This window comes from Paenibacillus sp. FSL H3-0329, from assembly GCF_037963285.1.
In the GTDB taxonomy this organism is placed as follows: domain Bacteria; phylum Bacillota; class Bacilli; order Paenibacillales; family Paenibacillaceae; genus Paenibacillus_AQ; species Paenibacillus_AQ odorifer.
This window is the reverse complement of sequence record NZ_CP150150.1, coordinates 6242392-6260374: the sequence shown is the minus strand read 5'-3', so window position 1 is coordinate 6260374 and position 17983 is coordinate 6242392. Positions and strand designations below refer to the sequence as shown.

Sequence of the window (17983 nt, the reverse complement as noted above, 5' to 3'; positions counted from 1 at the left end):
AGGTGCAGGAGATATGATGTTTGGAAGATTTACGGAACGCGCACAAAAAGTGCTAGCGCTAGCGCAGGAAGAAGCTGTTCGTTTAGGACACAACAATATTGGCACAGAACATATTTTGCTAGGACTTATTCGTGAAGGAGACGGCATTGCTGCTAAAGCATTAATCGCTTTGGGTCTGGGTCTTGAGAAAATCCAGGACGAAGTGGAGACACTGATTGGCAGAGGCCAAGAACAACCTACGAACATTGCTTATACTCCTCGCGCCAAAAAAGTAATCGAGTTGTCGATGGACGAAGCCCGCAAGCTGGGACATACGTATGTCGGCACTGAGCATATTCTGCTAGGACTTATTCGTGAAGGAGAAGGTGTCGCGGCTCGTGTGCTTAATAACCTCGGCATCAGCTTGAACAAAGCTCGTCAGCAAGTGCTTCAGCTTCTGGGAAGCAGCGAGGCTGCATCCAGCCATAGCGGAACACCTGCTAATGTCAGCACACCGACTCTAGACGGCCTAGCACGCGATTTGACGGCTTATGCCAAGGATGGCAACCTGGATCCAGTTATCGGTCGTAGCAAGGAAATTGAACGTGTTATTCAGGTACTGAGCCGCCGGACGAAGAACAACCCGGTGTTGATAGGTGAACCTGGGGTTGGTAAAACAGCTATTGCTGAAGGCTTGGCCCAAAAGATCATTAATAATGAAATTCCAGAAACACTGCGCGACAAACGCGTAATGACGCTCGATATGGGCTCTGTAGTGGCTGGTACTAAATATCGCGGTGAGTTTGAAGACCGCCTCAAGAAAATCATGGATGAGATTCGCCAAGCGGGGAATATCGTACTCTTTATCGATGAGCTTCATACGCTGATCGGTGCTGGTGGCGCAGAAGGTGCTATTGATGCATCTAACATTCTTAAGCCGGCTTTAGCCCGCGGAGAACTTCAGTGCATCGGTGCGACGACGCTGGATGAATATCGTAAATATATTGAAAAAGATGCAGCTTTGGAGCGCCGTTTCCAACCGATTACGGTGGATCAGCCATCTCCAGAAGAAGCGGTACAAATTCTATTTGGACTTCGCGATCGTTATGAAGCACATCACCGTGTGAAAATTACGGATGAAGCTATCGTGGAAGCTGTAAAGCTGTCTGATCGTTACATTCCGGATCGGTTCCTGCCGGATAAAGCCATTGACCTTATCGATGAAGCAGGGTCTAAAGTAAGGCTTCACTCTTACACTATCCCGCCAAATCTGAAGGAACTAGAAATGCGCTTGGATGATATCCGCAAGGAGAAGGATTCCGCTGTTCAGAGCCAAGAGTTTGAGAAAGCGGCTGCCCTGCGTGATACGGAGCAAAAAATCCGTGAAGAGCTTGATACGACTAAGAACCAGTGGAAAGAAAAGCAAGGACGCACCGATTCTGAAGTTACACCTGAAGATATCGCACAGGTTGTCGCAAGCTGGACGGGGATCCCTGTAAGCAAGCTGAAGGAAGAAGAGACCGACCGTCTGCTTAACATGGAAGCTCTGTTGCATGAACGAGTGATTGGTCAGGACGAAGCTGTTAAGGCTGTCAGCCGGGCATTGCGCCGGGCGCGTGCGGGTCTTAAAGATCCGAAACGTCCAATGGGCTCGTTTATCTTCCTCGGTCCTACGGGTGTAGGTAAAACTGAGTTGGCACGTGCGCTTGCTGAAGCTATGTTCGGCGATGAAAATGCGGTCATTCGTATTGATATGTCGGAATACATGGAGAAGCACTCCACGTCCCGTTTAGTTGGTGCCCCTCCTGGATATGTCGGCTATGAAGAAGGCGGCCAATTAACAGAGAAGGTACGTCGTAAACCATACTCTGTAGTACTGCTTGATGAAATTGAAAAAGCGCATCCGGAAGTATTCAACATTTTGCTGCAAGTGCTTGAAGATGGTCGCCTTACCGACTCTAAAGGCCGGGTAGTTGACTTCCGTAATACACTTATCATTCTGACCTCTAACGTAGGCGCACAGGCAATCAAGAAGAATTCGACGCTTGGATTCACGGCTGTGCAAGATGCAGGAGCAGAATACGGCAATATGAAGGGCAAGGTTATGGAAGAGCTCAAGAAGAGCTTCCGTCCAGAGTTCTTGAACCGGATCGACGAAATCATCGTCTTCCACTCACTCGATGAGAAACATATCGCTGAGATCGTTACGTTGATGTCTGATGAGCTCCGCAAGCGCCTGCGTGAATATGATGTTGATTTCGTACTCACGAATGCAGCGAAGGCCTTCTTGGCTAAAGAAGGTTATGACCCAGCCTTTGGTGCACGTCCATTGCGCCGGGCAATTCAGAAGCATATTGAGGACCGTCTTTCTGAGGAATTGTTGAGAGGAAATATCCAAAAGGGTGATTCCCTCAATATTGATGAGGTCGGCGGAGAACTTGTGGTGACTAAAGTGGATGCTCCAGTAGCGCCAGCGCTTGAAAAAGAAGTAGAATCCGAATAAAATAAACAAGGCTTTCGCTCCTTATTTATAGAGGAGCGGAAGCTTTTTTTATTGGAAATAGATCAATTTAAAATATACATTTAATGCAAATACCGAATGACCTTTCGTTAAAGGGGTAGAAATGGTAAACTTTCATTAGAAGAAAATGATCCGAATTGTAAACAGTTCGGACCGTAAGGAGAACAAATGGCTAAAGCAAAAACAAAATTTTTTTGCACCGACTGTGGATACGAATCGCCAAAATGGTTCGGGAAATGCCCAGGGTGCCAGGCTTGGAACTCCATGGTGGAGGAAACGGAAAGCGTAGTCAAAACACAGGGAATGAATGCCCCTATTTTTCATAGTAAAGAAAAGGCACAGTCGATCATAAGTATAGAAAGTGACAAGGAACCGCGCATACTGACAGGTATAGGTGAGCTTAACCGTGTTCTCGGTGGGGGGATCGTACCAGGATCGCTGGTACTAGTAGGGGGAGACCCAGGAATCGGTAAATCTACGCTCTTATTACAGACCTCGCACGCCCTTACAACACAGGGATTGCGAGTACTGTATATCTCGGGCGAAGAATCGGTAAGGCAAACTAAGCTGCGCGCGGATCGCCTCGATGCGTTGTCAACGGAGCTTTATGTACTATGTGAGACAAATATGGAAAGCATAGAAGAAGCGATCGAACAAATCCAGCCACAATTTCTTGTCATCGATTCTATTCAGACCGTATTTATGCCAGAAGTAACGAGTGCGCCAGGCAGCGTGACCCAGGTTCGGGAGTGTACGACAAGATTTATGCGTATCGCTAAGATTCGTGGAATTGCAACAGTTCTCGTTGGTCATGTTACCAAGGAAGGGGCTATTGCTGGACCACGGATGCTTGAACATATGGTGGACTGCGTGCTGTATTTTGAGGGTGAGCGGCATCATACGTATAGACTTTTGCGGGCTGTAAAAAACCGCTTTGGCTCTACGAATGAAATCGGCATTTTCGAAATGGGTGAAGCGGGGCTTACCGAAGTAGAGAATCCATCGGAGCTCTTTTTATCGGAACGTCCGCTTGGCGTGGCTGGTTCTACTGTGGTGGCTAGTATGGAGGGAACTAGACCTGTGCTTGTAGAACTTCAGGCACTTGTTGCTGCCACCCACTTCCCTTCCCCACGGCGAATGTGCACAGGCATGGATCACCAGCGGATGGCACTTATTATCGCTGTACTCGAGAAACGGATGGGCATGTTCCTGCAGAATCAGGATGCATACCTTAATGTTGCCGGGGGAGTAAAGCTGGATGAACCGGCGATTGATCTAGCTGTAGCAATTAGTATCGCCTCCAGTTTTCGTGATATTTCAACAAAACCTTACGACGTTTTCTTCGGAGAAGTAGGACTTACCGGTGAGGTAAGAGGCGTTTCGCGCGCGGAAATGCGCGTTAAGGAGGCCGCAAAACTTGGCTTCCGGCGGGTGATTATGCCTGAAAAGAGCATGAAGGGATGGAAGCACCCGCAAGATATCCAGATTATTGGCGTCAGTACCGTAGCAGATGCACTATCGGTCGCGTTAGATTAGGGGGCACAGGGATATGAAAGAATATAACCAATTAGAGAATATGAATGATCTGCTCAGACTGGCGGCACCGGGTACACCTTTTCGGGAAGGTTTGGAGAATGTGCTGCGCGCTAAGACAGGGGCACTTATTGTCGTAGGGTACAGTCCTGAGGTGATGGACGTAGTGGATGGCGGATTCTCCATTAACTGCGATTTTTCGCCCAATTATTTATATGAGCTAGCTAAAATGGACGGAGCTATTATTCTAAGTGAGGATTTAAAGCGTATATTGTATGCTAATACACAACTTATACCGGATTCCTCTATCTCATCCATCGAGACGGGGATCCGTCACCGGACCGCGGAGCGGGTAGCGAAGCAAACGGGTAAGCTGGTGGTTTCCATTTCACAACGCCGCAATATCATCACGCTTTATCAAGGCTCGATACGTTATGCACTCAAAGAGATCGGCGCAATTTTGGCAAAGGCTAACCAAGCGATTCAGACACTCGAGAAGTATAAAGCAGTGCTCACGCAAGGACTGACGAATTTGTCAGCTTCAGAATATGAGGGCATTGTTACCGTTGCTGAAGTAGTGGGTGTTATCCAGCGTGTAGAGATGGTTTTGCGCATAAAAATGGAGATCAAACGCTATATCAACGAATTGGGCAACGAAGGACGCCTGATCAGCATGCAGATGGAAGAACTGGTTGGAAATACAGAGGAAGAAGCATGGCTTCTATACAGAGACTATGCTAAGGAAGAGCAGGAAGATAAAATCCGTGAAATTATCGCTGGTCTCAAACGGATAAGCGATGATGATCTGATGGATGACAACCATATTGCCCGTATATTGGGTTATTCTTCTACGGCCATTACCTCTGAAGAAGTGGTGACTCCACGTGGTTATCGCCTGCTTAACAAAATTCCGCGGCTTCCGAATGTGATCATTCACAATCTGGTGGAGCGGTTTGAAATGCTGCCTAATTTGATGTCCGCAAGCATAGCTGAATTGGATGAAGTGGACGGAATTGGGGAGGTGCGGGCCCGTAATATTCAGGATGGGCTCAAACGTTTACAGAAGCAAGTTCTTATTGACAGGCAAATGTAAATAACATACAATCACGTAATATTGGGGACGTTAAAGGCCAAAGTTAGAAAATTGAGGTGAAGAAATGATACAAAAATCAATTCCGAGTCTTTTTACGATAGGTAATTTGATGCTCGGAATGTTTGGTATCATGATGGCGTTTGACGGTAAGATTAGCATGGCCGCTATCATGGTTATTATTGCTATGCTGTTAGACGGCTTAGATGGTCGAGTAGCTCGCGCTCTAAAATGCGAAAGCGAATTTGGCAAGGAGCTGGACTCCTTATCTGATGTCGTTTCTTTCGGAGTCGCACCGGCCGTTATTTTGTACGTCTCAAGCCTGCAGGATTTAAACTCTGCATTAGGCTGGACAGTAACTGCGATTTTTCCGGTGTTTGGTGCTTTGCGCTTAGCCCGTTTTAATGTTCGTCCGGGGGTTCCGGGTTATTTTATCGGTTTGCCAATTCCTGCTGCAGGTGGTGTACTGGCCACATTAGCTCTTTTTAATAAAGATGTTTCGGCTCCGTTTATGATCGTTGCTACACTGCTCTTATCTTATTTGATGGTCAGCACTGTTAAATATCCTAATTTTAAAAAGATTGGATTGCCGAAAAAAGCGGTGGTTGGAGCGCCAGTGGTTATTGTTGTTGCAGTGGCTGTAGCTGTTGTGTTCCCAGAGCAAATCGCTAAGCTGATCTTTGTCTTACTTGGAATTTACGCATTATACGGCTTTAAGCAAAATATTGATCGGTTGACAGCCAGACGCCGTCATCGTCGTCGTAGCCGTTCAGAGGATAAAGTGTATCACTCCAAGAACGGTTAATCGGTCCATAAGGTAAGGTAACTGAATAAATTATGACCAAAGGTTTTGTCTTCCCTAGGGGATGGCAAAGCCTTTTTGCATTTCCAGCACTAACCCAAGTTTATCGTCTTGAAAATTGGAACATACTGGTGAGGAATAGATCCATTTAGGATGAATAAAAAGGAGGTGCGTTAGGTTATGTGGAAAAAAGTGATTTTGTCTTTTGCCTTAATATGTGGTGCTTGGTCAGGTTTTTCGCTATACCATGCGCTCGAAAGAGGATTCCCCAAGGGGATGGAAAAGCTGGGTGAAAGCTTACCTGTAGAAGGAAGCATTTTATTTACGGTGCTGGGTGCCATTATTTTTTTGTTTGCGGGGTCTTTATGCGCGGAATGGGGAGGTTCAAAACTGCGGGAGGCGGTTCACTACTGTTCGCGTATTCCAATGAATGAATTAGCTGCAAGTGCAGCTGGGCTTACAGGGGGGCTTCTGTTATCTCTTCTGTTATACCCTGCAATGATCTGGCTTGGGAAAGCTGGGCAGCTGCTGCAAGTGCCAGCTACGTTAGCTTTTGGATATCTGGGGCTGCGGATCGGTTTGGAGAAAAAAGAGGAGCTAGCTGCACTGTGGACATCTGGACGCTGGGGTCAAGCGGCTGAGCCGGAAGGCCGCGGGCTTGAGGAACATAAAATCCTCGACACAAGTGTTATTATCGATGGAAGAATCGCTGACATTTGTAAGACGGGATTTATTGAGGGAACCATTGTCATACCTGAATTCGTACTAGAAGAGCTCCAGCATATTGCTGATTCTTCGGATTTGTTGAAGCGGAACCGGGGACGGCGTGGGCTTGATATTCTAAACAAAATTCAAAAAGAGCTTGATGTGAAGGTATTGATCTATGAGGGAGATTTTGAAGAAATCTCTGAGGTTGACAGTAAGTTAGTGAAGTTGGCGAAGGTACTGCAAGGTAAAGTAGTCACTAATGATTTCAACTTAAATAAGGTTTGCGAATTGCAGGGCGTTTCCGTACTGAATATTAACGATCTGGCGAATGCTGTGAAGCCAGTAGTGCTGCCTGGTGAGGAAATCGTAGTTCAGGTCATTAAGGATGGCAAAGAGCATGGGCAAGGTGTAGCCTACTTAGACGATGGAACGATGATTGTTGTAGAGGGCGGACGGGAATATATCGGGACTACGATGGAGGTTCTGGTCACTAGCGTGCTGCAAACTTCGGCTGGCCGAATGATATTTGCTAAGCCAAAACTTTTGGAAAAAGCGCAATAAGTGAAGATAAAGTGTATGGGGACTGTCCTATGGGTTGGAAATGCCCGCCAAACACGTTATGATGGGATTATACGTGAAAGACAGGAGCCAGATTAATGTCAAACAGTGTGGGCGTCGTCATTGTGGCGGCAGGCAGAGGAACGCGAATGGGAACTGCGGAGAGCAAGCAATATTTGTTACTGCAGGGGAAGCCGATTATCGTTCATACGCTGGAGGTATTCCAGCAGCACGAATTGATCTCTGAAATCGTGCTCGTAACCGGTGAAGAGGATGTTGAACGCTGCCGGGAATGGATACAGCTCTATAAGCTGGACAAGGTTAAGGCTATAGTAACTGGTGGATCTGAGCGTCAGCATTCCGTACATAAAGGGTTGTTGAAACTTACGACACAGTGGGTAATGGTACATGATGGTGTTCGTCCGTTTGTACAGCCGAATGAAATTGAGGCTTGCTACGAACGAGCGAAGCAGATTGGTGCTTCGGTTCTTGCTGTACCCGTCAAGGATACGATCAAACAGGTGGATAATGAAGGACAAGTACTGTCTACGCCGGATCGGCGAAGTCTGTGGGCGATTCAAACCCCGCAGACTTTTCGTCTTTCTGATTTGCTGGAGGCTTATGCAGCGGCGGAACGGGATGGCTTTCTGGGCACCGATGACTCCAGCTTGGCGGAGCGTGCGGGGATTCCGGTTTCTGTGGTAGAGGGAAGCTACAGAAATATTAAGATTACGACACCTGATGATTTGGATTATGCAGAATTCACAGAAAGAAACAGGGGAGAGGGACAATCATGATCGCTGTAGGACAAGGATTTGATGTGCATCAGCTGGTAGAGGGCAGGCCTTGTATTATTGGGGGAGTTACGATTCCTTACGAAAAAGGATTGCTTGGGCATTCCGATGCAGATGTACTGCTGCATGCAGTTAGTGACGCGATTCTAGGCGCACTTGGACTTGGTGATATTGGCAGGCATTTTCCGGATACAGATCCAGCCTTTAAGGACGCAGATAGCTTGAAGTTATTAGAAGAGGTATGGGCACTTGCTCGTGAGCGAGGATATAAGCTGGGAAATATTGATTCAACGATTATCGCCCAAAAGCCTAAGATGGCTCCGTACATTCCACAAATGACCGAGATTATCGCACGTGCGCTTAATGCCGACCCGTCCAAGGTAAATGTTAAAGCTACTACAACTGAGCAGCTTGGTTTTGCCGGACGCGGCGAAGGAATTGCCGCACAATCTATTGTCTGTCTACTCCAAGATGTGATATCATCTTGAGATGGTCTAAGTAGTAAATTAAGTTCAACCATATGAAGCGGAGGGAATACAATGACGGATGAAGTCCGGGTGCGTTACGCACCGAGCCCTACGGGACATTTACATATAGGTAACGCCAGAACGGCGCTGTTTAACTATCTGTTCGCCCGTAATAAAGGCGGTAAATTCATTATCAGAATTGAAGATACAGACGTAAAGCGCAATGTCGCTGGTGGTGAAGAGAGCCAGCTTAAGTATTTGAAATGGCTGGGTATGGATTGGGATGAGAGTGTTGATGTTGGCGGAGAGTACGGACCTTACCGTCAGACAGAACGTCTTGACTTATATCGTGTGCATTGGCAGGATTTGCTGGACAGAGGTTTGGCTTACCGCTGCTATTGCACAGAGGAAGAGCTGGAGGCGGAACGTGAAGAACAGACTGCCCGCGGAGAAACGCCTCGTTATTCTGGCAAACATCGTGATCTGACTGAAGAGCAACGTCTAGCTTTTGAAGCTGAGGGACGAGTTGCCAGCATTCGCTTCCGTGTGCCAGAAGATCGTACGTATGCGTTTGATGATCTCGTAAAAGGCAGTATTTCTTTTGACACAAAAGAAATGGGTGACTTTGTTATTGTGAAGAAGGACGGAATTCCGACCTACAACTTCGCGGTAGCTGTTGACGATCATCTGATGGCTATTACCCACGTATTGCGTGGAGAAGACCATATTTCCAACACACCCCGCCAGCTTATGATCTATGAAGCGCTTGGCTGGGAGCCACCTTTATTTGGTCACATGACGCTTATTGTTGGCGACAACCACAAGAAGCTCAGCAAACGGGATGAATCCGTTATTCAGTTTATCGAGCAATATGATGAATTGGGTTACTTGCCTGAGGCTCTGGTTAACTTCATTTCTCTGCTTGGCTGGTCTCCAGAGGGAGAAGAAGAGATCTTCAGTAAAGAAGAACTTATTTCTATTTTTGATGCGGACCGTTTGTCCAAAAGCCCGGCTGTATTTGATAAAAACAAGCTGGCGCATCTGAATAATCATTATATTAAGCATGCTGATCCTAAACGGATCTCTGCGCTAGCTATTCCACATCTGCAAAAAGCGGGTAAAATACCTGCTGAGCTGAACGAAGAGCAACAAGCATGGGCGGAAAGCCTTGTCGCGTTGTATCAAGAGCAGATGACTGCAGCTTCTGACATCGTGGCGCTATCGGAACTGTTCTTCCGCAGTCACCTAGAGTTAGAGACGGAAGCAGCGCAGGTTCTGGCTGAAAGCCAAGTCCCTGAGGTATTGTCTGCTTTCCTGGCTAAAGTTGAAGCCTGTCAGGATTTCAGTGCAAGCAACATGGCTGTTCTGATTAAGGAAGTACAGAAAGAAACAGGTCATAAGGGCAAAGCACTCTTTATGCCAATTCGTGTGGCTCTGACCGGACAAACGCACGGACGTGATCTTAATATAACCATTGCTTTGCTCGGCAAAAATCGCGTTATCGAACGTTTGAAATCACAAATTAAGGGCGCTTAAGGTCGTATTTCATACGACTAAACCCCCTTGTCAGTATCTTGTCTTTTGCGCTAAGATAGAATTATATGATAATAGCTGTGATCAGGAGAAGTACGTCCATTGAAGACAATTGCCAGAGAGAATAACCGAGAAAGGGACACCCTTTCGGGCTGGGAGTTATTCATTTGTCCGGGGCAGAACATGCGCCTGTGAGCTGCACGGTTGAATGACCTTTTTAAGGCTCATTAGATCGCGCCGGGAACGTCGCCGTTAATGATGCCAAGTGGAATGAAGAAATTCTGCCGTTTGTTACAATAGCGGCTCATTTGATTCGTTCAAGCAGAGTGGAACCGCGGTTAAACGTCTCTGCAGCATTATGCTGCAGGGGCGTTTTTTGTCTAAATATAAGCAAAAATAATTTTCATACAATACTCTTTGTCTTATATTTCTACGAGATAACAAACCAAGCGAACACTCACAGCATATGTATGATAAGGATGATGGGCCTGGAGACAATACCTTTCTTGTGTACCTGTAAACAGGAGATAAGGAAGTTAAGAAGAGAGGAACCGTGATGTTTAAGCATATTAAGTCGGACATTCGGGCGGTATTTGATAACGATCCTGCTGCCCGCAGCTGGTTCGAGGTTGTCTTCACATATGCCGGCTTGCACGCCATTTGGGGTCACCGGATCGCCCACTCTTTTTTCAAACGCCGCTGGTATACAATGGCTCGTATGGTTTCGCAGTTTAGCAGATTTATGACTGGTGTTGAGATCCATCCCGGAGCTGTCATCGGAAATAGGCTGTTTATTGACCATGGTATGGGGATAGTTATCGGAGAAACCTGCGAAATCGGTGATGATGTTATAATCTATCAAGGGGTTACGCTTGGAGGAACCGGAAAAGAAAAAGGTAAGCGGCATCCCACGGTTGGCAACAATGTAGTTATTGGTTCCGGTGCGAAGGTTTTAGGATCTTTTCGTATTGGTGACAATTCAAATATAGGTTCGAATGCTGTTGTGTTGCGTGAAGTGCCTAACAACAGTACAGTAGTAGGGAATCCAGGTCGTGTGGTAAAACGTAATGGAGAACGGGTATCCGATCGGCTCGATCATACGAAGATGCCTGACCCGCTTGTCGATTCACTGCGGTTTTTGCAGAAAGAAATCGAAGAAATTAGGGAAAAGCTTGGCGCAGAAGATAAACAAAAAACCGCACAGCGGATAGCAGAAGCACAGCAGTATATTGGTGACTATGAAATTTAAGCATCCCGGTATTAAGGAATCCGGAAGAACAGAAAGGGCTGGAATAAGGATGGCTTTACAAATATATAACACAATGACACGCAGCAAGGAGCAGTTTGTGCCCCAGGAGCCGGGCAAAGTTAAGATGTATGTGTGTGGTCCAACCGTTTATGGATATATGCATATCGGAAATGCTAGACCTATAATTGTTTTTGATATGGTCCGGAATTACTTGGAGCAGTTAGGTAATGAGGTGCGTTATGTTACGAATTTCACGGATGTTGATGATAAACTGATTCGCAAAGCCGAAGAAATGAACACTACTGTAGCAGAGGTAGCGGAAACTTTCATTGCTGCTTACCGTGAGGATCTGGAAGGGCTTGGTGTTAAACCGGCAACCTTGAATCCCCGTGTAACGGAAAGCATGGAGCTGATTATTGGATTTATTAAAGAGCTTGAGGAAAAAGGATTCGCATACGAAAGCGGTGGCGATGTATATTACCGCACTTCAAAATTTGAAGACTACGGTAAATTATCTCGTCAGAATCTGGATGAGCTGCAGTTTGGTATCCGTGTTGAGGTGGACTCACGTAAGGAAAAACCGGAGGATTTTGTGCTTTGGAAAGCAGCCAAACCTGGTGAAGTGCACTGGAGTAGCCCTTGGGGAGACGGACGTCCCGGCTGGCATATTGAATGCTCGGCTATGGCGCGGGAGTTCTTGGGGGATACGATCGATATCCATGGTGGTGGACAAGATTTGCAGTTCCCGCATCATGAATGCGAATGCGCTCAGACTGAAGCTCTGACTGGTAAACCACTCTCTAATTACTGGATGCATAATGGATTTATCAACATTGGTGATGAGAAAATGTCGAAATCGCTCGGTAATGGCTGGCTTGTAAAAGACATCCGTGAGCGTTTTAAAGCAGGAGCTATCCGCTATTTCATGCTATCGACCCATTACCGCAACCCGTTGAATTTCTCAGAGGAATCTATGACTTCCGCCGAAAAGAGCGTTGAACGGATCACGCTTGCAGAGAGTAACGTTAAACATCGGCTTGAACTCGCTGCTGATGGTGCTCAAGGTGAGGTCAACTCAGAGATTAATGATAAGCTGTCGGCTATAGTGGCCAATTTCCATGCTAGAATGCAGGATGACTTTAATACGCCTGATGCGATCACGGCTATGTTCGATTGGGTGAGCCTGGCAAACCATACGCTTGCGAATAACGAGGCTGCTCCTGCTGATTTTGCTGCATTACTGCAAGCCTTTGGCGAAATGAATGCTGTGCTGCGTTTGACGCCTGAACTGGAAGAGGAAATTGCAAGTGAAGAAGTTGAACGGTTGATCGCCGAGCGGGTTGAAGCTCGTAAGAATAAGAATTGGAGCCGGTCTGACGAGATCCGTGATGAATTAGGCCGCTTGGGCATATTGCTTGAGGATACTCCACAAGGAATGCGGTGGCGTCGTAAATGAGTGAGGAACGCAAGTTTGATAACGGATGGTTTCCTTATGAGCCTTCCAAACCTGCGCGACTACTTTCGCCTATTGTTCTAGCTTATGTAGGAGATGCTATCTATGAGGTGGCTGTTCGCCAGTATTTAGTATCTCTTCCGAATTTGCGTCCGAACCATTTGCATCGTTCTGCTACAGGGCTGGTATCCGCTAAAGCACAGTGTGCAATTCTGAACTTTTTGGAGCCTAGTCTCACGGAAGAGGAGAAGGATGTCGCCCGTCAGGGGAGAAATGCGAAATCGGGAAGTGTTCCTAAGAATGCGGATGTGCTTGAATACCGTCATGCTACAGCTTTTGAGTGCTTGATTGGTTACTTGTACTACACAGGACAACAGGAGAGAATAGAAGAAATTGTGCACAAGGGTATACAGTTTATGTTGAAACAGCCGTGATAGGCTTTGGCGAAATAGAAAATAGGAGAAGTGAACATGGAAGAAGAATTGAAGACTGAAGAGGAAATATTGGCAGGGAAGCATTCTGTGCTTGAAGCGCTTCGTGCTGGTCGTACATTAAATAAAATATGGATCGCAGAGACAGCCCAGAAGCATCTGACAGCACCCATCGTTGCCGAAGCCCGGAAAGCGGGAATTGTCATTCAGCATGTGGACAAGCGTAAGCTGGATCAACTGGCACCAGGTGTGCAGCATCAAGGGGTGGTTGCACAAGCAGCACCATTTGCCTATGTTGAAGTGGATGATTTGTTAGCTATAGCAGAAGCCAAAGGAGAACCGGCATTCCTTATTTTGCTTGATGAAATTGAAGATCCTCATAACCTGGGCTCGATTCTGCGGACGGCGGATTGTACTGGAGTACATGGGGTAATCGTACCTAAACGCCGTTCGGCTCAGATAACTGCGACCGTGTCCAAAACATCCGCGGGTGCTGTGGAGTATGTTTCGGTTGCCCGGGTTACAAACCTGGGTCAGACCATTGACCGTCTAAAAGAGCAGGGAGTCTGGGTAGTAGGAACAGACGTGGATACCGATCAGAATCTATACCAATCCGATATTTTCACGGGTCCGGTAGCTGTTGTAATCGGCAATGAGAATAAAGGAATGGGACGCCTGATTCGTGAAAAATGTGATGTGCTTCTTAAGCTGCCGATGGCCGGAAAGATCAATTCATTAAATGCCTCTGTCGCCGCAGGAGTCATTATGTATGAAGTGATACGCCGCCGGCAACTGCAGGGATAGCTATGGCCGACTGGCGCGATGTGCTGCTTGTGGATGGATATAACATGATCGGTGGCTGGCCGGAACTTGTGGCACTGTCCCAGATTGGTATGCAGGAAGCACGCGACCGCTTGATGGATTTGCTGGCAGATTACCAGGCTTTCTCTGGACGAAGAGTTATTGCTGTTTTTGATGCATACCGTGTTCCGGGGTTGGGAAGGTCTTTTGTCCAGGGTAAGGTCCAGGTGTACTTCACCAAGGAAAAAGAAACCGCAGATGAATGCATTGAGCGACTGGTTGGGGAATATAGCAATCGGCGCCGGCAGATCTATGTGGCTACGAGTGATTTTATAGAGCAGCATATTATTTTTGCACAAGGTGCATTGCGAATTTCGGCAAGGGAATTGCATCTGGAAATTGAAGAGAATCAAAAACAAGTAAAAAAAGCTATCGAACCTGGCGGTGTCAGTTCTACTCGTCATTCTTTGGAAGACAAACTGCCTCCCGATGTGCGCAGTAAGCTGGAAAAATGGCGCAGACAGTGAGATCGAGGAAGAATCAGGAAATATTTTATTCCAATTTATGCTATTCTAGATTGATTTTGGACAAACTCCGGTTGACGGTGGAAGGTAACATAATATATACTGATCCTATATTTCGCGAAGTAACGATGTGTCTTGCGTTGCAGCCGGGGGGATTCTTGGTGAGTGTCGACCTCAAGGAAATAATGCTGTCTGAGTATGATTTCATAAGTGATGAAGATATTGTCGAGGCTTTCCGTGGTGGCGACAGTGGCGCATTAGAACACTTGATTAATAAATACCGTAACTTTGTACGTGCTAAAGCCCGCTCTTATTTCTTGATCGGGGCAGACCGTGAAGATATTGTACAAGAAGGAATGATTGGTCTATACAAGGCTATTCGTGACTTTAAAGGTGACAAGCTCTCTTCATTTAAGGCTTTTGCTGAGCTCTGCATTACACGACAGATTATAACGGCTATTAAGACGGCCACTCGTCAGAAACATATTCCGCTGAACTCTTATGTTTCCTTGGACAAGCCCATTTATGACGAAGATTCTGATAGAACACTTATGGATGTCATTTGTGGAACACAGGTTCTAGATCCAGAAGAGCTAATTATTAATCAAGAAGAATTCATTGGTCTTGAAGATAAGATGGCGGAGATTCTAAGTGACTTGGAGCGCAAGGTTCTGATGTTGTATTTAGACGGAAGATCCTATCAGGAGATTGCTGAAGATCTTAAGCGGCATGTAAAGTCTATTGATAACGCTCTACAACGAGTAAAAAGGAAATTAGAAAGATATCTAGAAGTACGTGACAATTGATGATATAATGAACAAGAGAGGGCTCGGACATCGAGTTCTTTTTTTTAGTCTTTTTGAAATCACTCGGATAGAATTAGGTGCTTGCACCATAAATTACTATTCGAGCCGATTTTAGTCGTTGCCGTTGAAGGTAGGTTTATACACAGACGGAATACCCCATAATGGTAAGGAAGACAGCGAAGTGTGAGGAAGAGATAGACCCAAAGACAGGGTACGGCCATATGACTACTAAACCCGGAATTACCCAGTGCAGAACGGAATTCTTTCGTTGACACAGACCTTGACATTATGCTAAAGTGTTTTAGGTAGGCCTAAATTCGCGGCTTTTTTTTAGGATCAATATTTGCGTCTTCTAATGTGAATTGGAAGGACGTCTCGGGAGGTGCACATCATGCGGGTAATTATCACTTTGGCTTGTACAAGTTGCAAACAAAGAAACTATGCGACTACCAAAAACAAGCGAAATCACCCCGACCGCATGGAGATGAAGAAATTTTGCAAGTATTGTAACTCGCAAACTCCTCATCGCGAAACCAGATAGTCTGTGGAGGTGTAGTCGGCATGAAACGTAGTTTCAAGTCTATGTTTTCCTTTTTCACTGAGAGCTGGAGTGAACTCAAAAAGGTTCGCTGGCCAAGTCGTAAAGAATTGACCAACTATACATTGATCGTTCTCGGTACGATTGTAGTTGTCGCTATTTACTTCTGGGTTCTGGACATCGGTATTTCCGCTGTGATTGAAGCGATTATTTAGAGAGGTCCCAGGTGGCTTGATATGGAAAAAAGATGGTATGTCGTTCATACCTATTCTGGGTATGAGAATAAGGTCAAAGCCAATTTGGAAAAGCGCGTTGAGTCCATGGGCATGGAAGACAAAATATTCCGCGTTCTTGTTCCTATGGAAGAAGAAATCGTAAACAAAGACGGTAAGAAAAAAACCGTTATGCGTAAAGTTTACCCCGGATATGTTTTGGTGGAAATGGTTCAGACTGATGATTCCTGGTATGTTGTCCGCAATACTCCGGGCGTTACTGGATTTGTTGGTTCGACAGGCTCAGGGTCTAAACCAACAGCTTTGCTTCCGGAAGAGGTAGAACAAATTCTGAAGCATATGGGCATGGTTGAACCTAAAGCGAAGATTGATTTCGAAATCAAGGAATCCGTACGTATTATGGTTGGTCCGTTTGCGAATTTTGTGGGCTCCGTGGAAGAAATTTTGGCTGACAAGAGCAAGATCAAAGTGCATGTTAACATGTTTGGACGGGAAACCCCGCTAGAGTTGGATTTCACTCAAGTGGAGAAAATATAACATAAGCTAGGGTTTCTTGTGGGAGAGCGCTATTGGCGTTCGAAGACCACTATTTTTGCAAGGAGGTGTCACTCATGGCTAAAAAAGTTATTAAAATGGTGAAACTGCAGATTCCTGCAGGGAAAGCGAATCCAGCGCCTCCAGTAGGTCCGGCGTTAGGTCAAGCAGGTGTCAACATCATGGCATTCTGTAAGGAATTTAATGCTCGTACTGCCGACCAGGCTGGCTTGATCATTCCGGTTGAAATTACAGTATTTGAAGACCGTTCCTTTACTTTCATCACTAAAACTCCTCCGGCTGCTGTTCTGCTTCGCATCGCTGCTAAAGTAGAAAAAGGATCCGGCGAACCAAACAAGAAAAAAGTAGCAAAAATCGGCCGCGCTGCGGTACGTGAAATTGCTGAAACAAAAATGCCTGACCTTAACGCTGCAACTGTTGAAGCTGCAATGCGTATGGTTGAAGGTACTGCTCGCAGTATGGGTATCACAATCGAAGACTAGTAGTTTTCGAAGAATCGGTCATTCGTGACCCGCAAGTATGTGGGAGGAATTTCCGCTAACACCACAAAGGAGGAACATTTTCATGGCTAAACATGGTAAGAAATACCAAGAAGCTGCTAAGCTGATCAACAGCGAAGCAACTTACGAGCCTTCAGAAGCTGTAGAGCTTGTGAAAAAGGCAGCGACTGCTAAGTTCGACGAAACCGTTGAAGCAGCAGTTCGTCTGGGTGTAGACCCGCGTAAACAAGACCAAGCAGTTCGTGGTGTTGTTGTCCTGCCTCACGGCACTGGTAAAACACAACGCGTGCTTGTATTTGCAAAAGGTGAAAAAGCGAAAGAGGCAGAAGCTGCTGGCGCTGATTTTGTTGGTGATCAAGACATGATCAACAAAATTCAACAAGGCTGGTTTGAATTTGATGTCTGCGTAGCTACACCTGATATGATGAGTGAAGTCGGTAAACTGGGTCGTCTGCTTGGTGGTAAAGGTCTTATGCCTAACCCTAAAGCTGGCACAGTTACATTCGATGTTTCCAAGGCTGTGCAAGAAATCAAAGCCGGTAAAATCGAATACCGTCTCGACAAAGCAGGTCAAATTCACGCGCCAATCGGCAAAGTGTCCTTTGATGCTGCACAATTGAACGATAACCTTAAAGCTCTTATCGACGCTTTGAACCGTGCGAAACCAGCTGCTGCTAAAGGTGTATACCTTAAAGGCATCTCGATTTCTTCCACAATGGGACCTAGCGCTCGTGTGAACACAACCGTCTTCAGATAATTAAGGGTTGACTCTTTGAGTCAATTTTGATAATCTATAACAGTTGTGAAACTTAAGGTATCAATCTTAACCTTGAATATGCTTACCGTAGACAGTAGGTGCCTTAGTGCTTAATTTCCTACCGAGGTGTTGTGATAGAAACAAGAAGTAA

Annotated in this window: 19 protein-coding genes and 1 other annotated feature (1 of these 20 cut by a window edge); all 19 genes read left to right on the top strand. The window is 46.1% G+C overall.

The window, feature by feature from the left end:
* Window positions 1–13 precede the first annotated feature (13 nt).
* On the top strand, window positions 14–2482 hold the full coding sequence (gene clpC / locus NSQ66_RS27765; RefSeq protein ID WP_339279483.1) for an ATP-dependent protease ATP-binding subunit ClpC: 2469 nt from the start codon (window positions 14–16) through the stop codon (window positions 2480–2482).
* Between the two features lie 186 nt (window positions 2483–2668).
* Complete coding sequence (radA, locus tag NSQ66_RS27760; protein WP_036680472.1) at window positions 2669–4036, top strand: DNA repair protein RadA; 1368 nt, start codon at window positions 2669–2671, stop codon at window positions 4034–4036.
* Window positions 4037–4049: 13 nt separating this feature from the next.
* The gene (gene disA / locus NSQ66_RS27755; protein WP_036680475.1) at window positions 4050–5126 is read left to right on the top strand and encodes a DNA integrity scanning diadenylate cyclase DisA; all 1077 of its coding nucleotides are present in this window, start codon (window positions 4050–4052) and stop codon (window positions 5124–5126) included.
* 64 nt (window positions 5127–5190) lie between these two features.
* A complete protein-coding gene (gene pssA, locus NSQ66_RS27750; protein WP_036680477.1) occupies window positions 5191–5928 on the top strand; it encodes a CDP-diacylglycerol--serine O-phosphatidyltransferase in 738 nt (245 codons plus the stop codon).
* A 177-nt stretch (window positions 5929–6105) separates the two neighbouring features.
* Window positions 6106–7194 carry a PIN/TRAM domain-containing protein gene (locus NSQ66_RS27745; protein ID WP_036680481.1) on the top strand — a complete coding sequence of 363 codons (1089 nt, stop codon included), beginning with the start codon at window positions 6106–6108 and terminating at the stop codon, window positions 7192–7194.
* Window positions 7195–7289: 95 nt separating this feature from the next.
* Complete coding sequence (ispD, locus tag NSQ66_RS27740; protein WP_076215384.1) at window positions 7290–7988, top strand: 2-C-methyl-D-erythritol 4-phosphate cytidylyltransferase; 699 nt, start codon at window positions 7290–7292, stop codon at window positions 7986–7988.
* A complete protein-coding gene (gene ispF, locus NSQ66_RS27735; protein WP_036680486.1) occupies window positions 7985–8473 on the top strand; it encodes a 2-C-methyl-D-erythritol 2,4-cyclodiphosphate synthase in 489 nt (162 codons plus the stop codon). Before ispD ends, ispF begins: the two co-directional genes overlap by 4 nt.
* 51 nt (window positions 8474–8524) lie before the next feature.
* Window positions 8525–9988, top strand: a complete 1464-nt coding sequence (gltX, locus tag NSQ66_RS27730) for a glutamate--tRNA ligase (protein WP_036680487.1) — start codon at window positions 8525–8527, stop codon at window positions 9986–9988.
* Window positions 9989–10541: 553 nt separating this feature from the next.
* On the top strand, window positions 10542–11234 hold the full coding sequence (gene cysE, locus NSQ66_RS27725; RefSeq protein WP_036680489.1) for a serine O-acetyltransferase: 693 nt from the start codon (window positions 10542–10544) through the stop codon (window positions 11232–11234).
* A gap of 49 nt (window positions 11235–11283) precedes the next feature.
* Window positions 11284–12690 carry a cysteine--tRNA ligase gene (gene cysS, locus NSQ66_RS27720; RefSeq protein WP_076225059.1) on the top strand — a complete coding sequence of 469 codons (1407 nt, stop codon included), beginning with the start codon at window positions 11284–11286 and terminating at the stop codon, window positions 12688–12690.
* Window positions 12687–13121 (top strand): Mini-ribonuclease 3, encoded by a 435-nt coding sequence (locus tag NSQ66_RS27715; RefSeq protein WP_038573467.1) that lies wholly within the window; start codon window positions 12687–12689, stop codon window positions 13119–13121. Before cysS ends, NSQ66_RS27715 begins: the two co-directional genes overlap by 4 nt.
* A gap of 36 nt (window positions 13122–13157) precedes the next feature.
* Window positions 13158–13922 (top strand): 23S rRNA (guanosine(2251)-2'-O)-methyltransferase RlmB, encoded by a 765-nt coding sequence (rlmB, locus tag NSQ66_RS27710; protein ID WP_339279482.1) that lies wholly within the window; start codon window positions 13158–13160, stop codon window positions 13920–13922.
* 2 nt (window positions 13923–13924) lie between these two features.
* Entirely contained in the window at window positions 13925–14446 is a 522-nt protein-coding gene (locus tag NSQ66_RS27705; protein ID WP_036680494.1) for an NYN domain-containing protein, read from the top strand.
* A 158-nt stretch (window positions 14447–14604) separates the two neighbouring features.
* On the top strand, window positions 14605–15249 hold the full coding sequence (gene sigH / locus NSQ66_RS27700) for an RNA polymerase sporulation sigma factor SigH (protein WP_036680496.1): 645 nt from the start codon (window positions 14605–14607) through the stop codon (window positions 15247–15249).
* A gap of 391 nt (window positions 15250–15640) precedes the next feature.
* Window positions 15641–15790: a 50S ribosomal protein L33 gene (gene rpmG / locus NSQ66_RS27695; RefSeq protein WP_076099620.1), complete on the top strand. Its 150-nt coding sequence runs from the start codon at window positions 15641–15643 to the stop codon at window positions 15788–15790.
* A 20-nt stretch (window positions 15791–15810) separates the two neighbouring features.
* Complete coding sequence (gene secE, locus NSQ66_RS27690; protein WP_036680497.1) at window positions 15811–16002, top strand: preprotein translocase subunit SecE; 192 nt, start codon at window positions 15811–15813, stop codon at window positions 16000–16002.
* Window positions 16003–16023: 21 nt separating this feature from the next.
* On the top strand, window positions 16024–16557 hold the full coding sequence (gene nusG, locus NSQ66_RS27685) for a transcription termination/antitermination protein NusG (protein ID WP_036680499.1): 534 nt from the start codon (window positions 16024–16026) through the stop codon (window positions 16555–16557).
* A 74-nt stretch (window positions 16558–16631) separates the two neighbouring features.
* Window positions 16632–17057 carry a 50S ribosomal protein L11 gene (gene rplK, locus NSQ66_RS27680; protein WP_036680502.1) on the top strand — a complete coding sequence of 142 codons (426 nt, stop codon included), beginning with the start codon at window positions 16632–16634 and terminating at the stop codon, window positions 17055–17057.
* An 82-nt stretch (window positions 17058–17139) separates the two neighbouring features.
* Window positions 17140–17832, top strand: a complete 693-nt coding sequence (rplA, locus tag NSQ66_RS27675) for a 50S ribosomal protein L1 (RefSeq protein ID WP_036680504.1) — start codon at window positions 17140–17142, stop codon at window positions 17830–17832.
* A gap of 67 nt (window positions 17833–17899) precedes the next feature.
* Window positions 17900–17983: a sequence feature (ribosomal protein L10 leader region), on the top strand (it continues 69 nt past the right edge of the window).